The sequence below is a fragment of the Neisseria sp. P0021.S007 genome (assembly GCF_051956855.1).
Genome location: NZ_JBQCXA010000023.1, coordinates 1 through 2,084, shown reverse-complemented (window position 1 = coordinate 2,084; position 2,084 = coordinate 1). Strand labels below are relative to the sequence as shown.

The window sequence follows — 2,084 nt, the reverse complement described above, 5'->3', positions numbered from 1 at the left end:
TATTGTGTTCGTGCAGATACGGGCGATCCGCCTGCCAAAACGGAGGCGTGTGTTGCCTGTGGTGGCGCAATCTGTAGGAGTGGGGCGGTTTGTCAGCGTTCATTGAGTGGGTTTGGAGTTAAACATTCATATAGGGTGTATTTTATATGCAACTGTCTGCCGATAAGAACAAATAATCTAAAGTGTTCCCAAGTTGCCACACTTGCCCATTACACAATGAGGGCGTACATTAATAGCTATACATGACTATAAGGAAACATCCGATGAATCCTATCCGCCTGACTTTATTGATTGGTGCTGCCGCATTACTTGCCGCCTGCGCCACCACGCCTGAGCAAAAAGCCGCACGCGCCCAAGCGCAGAAACGCTATGAGCAGGATCTTCAAGTACATCTTGCTGCCCAATGCGATCAGGAGACTGCCGCGCTGATCCGCCGCAAATTTGACGAAGAAGGCAAACCCGGTGCCGCAACTGCGGAACAAAAAGCCTTCCGCCTCAAATATATCGACAAAGTTTCCGATCCGATGTTCCAAGCCTGCTACAAAATGGCATGGCAAAACTATATTTCTCAAGAACAGCTGCGCGAAGCCCGTTACTATCGTTATTACGACGATTGGGGCTATCCGTTTGGCCGTTATCCTTGGTGGTGGTAAGGTATTAACAAACTTTAGGGCCGTCTGAAAGCATATATTTATTGGTTTCAGACGGCCTAAGGTTTATTGAAACGGCAATAACGTTTACAATAGCCGCCTATTCAAACACAATACCCACCACCCATGAACATCTGGCTTGGACAGCGACACGCGCCCAAATTTCCGCAAGGAGCCGCCGTAACCATCGGCAACTTCGATGGCGTACACCTCGGGCACAAACACATTCTACAAAAACTCAAACGAGAGGCAGACCAGCGCGGTCTGCCTGTTGTCGTTGTTGTTTTTGAGCCTCAGCCCAAAGAATTTTTTGCGCGCAAAGCCGGGAAAAAGCTGCCTTACCGCATCAGCCCGCTGCGTACCAAATTGCGCCTTTTGCGTGAAACCGGCTGCGTGGATGCCGTTTGGGTCTTGCGTTTTAACCAAGCTTTCTCCGATATGAGCGCGCAAGCGTTTATCGACCAGCTTTTGCGCCAAACGCTCAACACGCGTTATTTGTTGATTGGCGACGATTTCCGTTTCGGTGCCGGCCGTGAAGGCTGTTTTGAACTCTTGGCTCAACAGCCCGATATGCAAACCGAGCGCACGCCGTCCGTTATCGTTGAAGACATCCGTACCAGCAGTACCGCCGTCCGCCAAGCCCTTTCAGACGGCAAGTTGGAATACGCCAAAAGACTATTGGGCCATGATTACGTTTTAAGCGGCAAGGTCAAACACGGACAAAAACTCGGCCGCACCATCAACGCGCCTACCGCCAATGTCCAGCTTCCTCCGTATCATTATGCGCTAAGCGGCGTATTTGTCGTTGAAGCAGATGGCACATTCGGTACGCGCCGAGGCGTTGCCAGCTTTGGTTTTAACCCCACTGTCAGCAACAACCGCTCGCAAAAGCTGGAAGTCCATCTGTTCGATTTCAACGGCGATTTGTACGGACAACGTATCTTCGTTCGCTTCCTGCACAAACTGCGTGACGAGAAAAAATTTGAGAGTATCGAAGCATTGAAAACCCAAATTTTGCAAGATATGGAAGATGCAAGGGTTTGGGAAGCATAGAAACGCTTCTAGAAGCTTCTAAAATCAAGACACTTGGGCTAAAATAAGTCCTTTGAATTTTTTCAGACGGCCTGTTCTTTTCAAAATGAGCAATCAGGCCGTCTGAAACCGAAATACCGCAACAATAGAGATCAAAAAATGACCGATTACAGTAAAACCGTAAACCTGCTCGAGAGCCCGTTTCCAATGCGCGGCAATCTTGCCAAGCGCGAGCCTGCATGGCTGAAAAGCTGGTACGAGCAAAAACGCTATCAAAAACTGCGAGAAATCGCCAAAGGCCGTCCGAAATTTATTCTGCACGACGGTCCTCCGTATGCCAACGGCGACATCCACATCGGTCATGCCGTCAATAAAATTCTCAAAGACATCATTATCCGCAGC

The 2,084-nt window shown here is 49.3% G+C and carries 3 protein-coding genes; all 3 read left to right on the top strand.

The annotated features are described in order from the left end of the window. Positions 1-263 precede the first annotated feature (263 nt). Positions 264-653, top strand: a complete 390-nt coding sequence (locus ACTHUR_RS10685; protein ID WP_049331430.1) for a hypothetical protein — start codon at positions 264-266, stop codon at positions 651-653. Positions 654-776: 123 nt separating this feature from the next. Continuing rightward, positions 777-1,703 carry a bifunctional riboflavin kinase/FAD synthetase gene (gene ribF / locus ACTHUR_RS10680; RefSeq protein WP_070461603.1) on the top strand — a complete coding sequence of 309 codons (927 nt, stop codon included), beginning with the start codon at positions 777-779 and terminating at the stop codon, positions 1,701-1,703. A gap of 138 nt (positions 1,704-1,841) precedes the next feature. Then, the coding region (locus ACTHUR_RS10675) for a class I tRNA ligase family protein (protein WP_440398563.1) at positions 1,842-2,084 on the top strand (243 nt) is incomplete at its 3' end.